The sequence below is a fragment of the Falsirhodobacter xinxiangensis genome (assembly GCF_004959935.1).
Classification (GTDB): Bacteria; Pseudomonadota; Alphaproteobacteria; order Rhodobacterales; family Rhodobacteraceae; genus Falsirhodobacter; species Falsirhodobacter xinxiangensis.
The window spans coordinates 1-723 of record NZ_SMYN01000070.1; the positions used below are offsets into that span (position 1 = coordinate 1).

Sequence of the window (723 nt, forward strand, 5' to 3'; positions counted from 1 at the left end):
GCTCCGGTTTGCCGGAGGCTAATTTCGGTTGGTTACGCGGCCATGACTTCAGTTTCCAGTGCAGCGTAGAAGTTGGCCTCGGCTTCGGCGGGATGTTTCCTATCGGCTCCAGCAGGCGGCGGTGTTGAACCAGTCTACCCATTCGAGCGTGGCATATTCCACCGCTTCGAAACTGCGCCAAGGCCCGCGACGATGGATGACCTCTGCCTTGAACAGCCCATTGATCGTCTCGGACAGCGCGTTGTCGTAACTGTCGCCGACACTGCCGACCGATGGCTCGATGCCCGCTTCCGCCAGCCGTTCGCTGTAGCGAATGCTCAAATATTGCGAGCCGCGGTCCGAATGGTGAACCAGCCCCATGCCTTTGGCGGCCGCCGGTCATGCACGGCCTGCTCCAGGGCATCGAGAACGAAGCCTGCATGCGCCGAGGTGCTGACGCGCCAGCCGACGATCTTGCGGGCATAGGCGTTGATGACGAAAGGTGAGGGACTGCCCGCCATTGGTCCGAGGGCATGTTCCGAACGAAGCAAAGCCCTTCCAGGTAGCGACATAGGTGAAGTCGCTGACCCAGAGCATGTTCGGCGCAGGCACGCGGAACTGGCGGTTCACCTTGTCCAGCGGCGGCGGTGCCGGTCTGTCCGGGATCGTTGTCCGGTGCGGCTTACCCCGGATAATCTCCTGGATCCCCAGCCCCTTCATCAACCTCCCGACCGAGCAACGCGC

Annotated in this window: 1 pseudogene; it reads right to left on the bottom strand. The window is 62.2% G+C overall.

Features of this window, described 5'->3' with window-relative positions:
• Positions 1 to 32: 32 nt before the first annotated feature.
• Positions 33 to 723: pseudogene (locus tag E2K76_RS20165) on the bottom strand (IS3 family transposase); the annotation flags it as partial.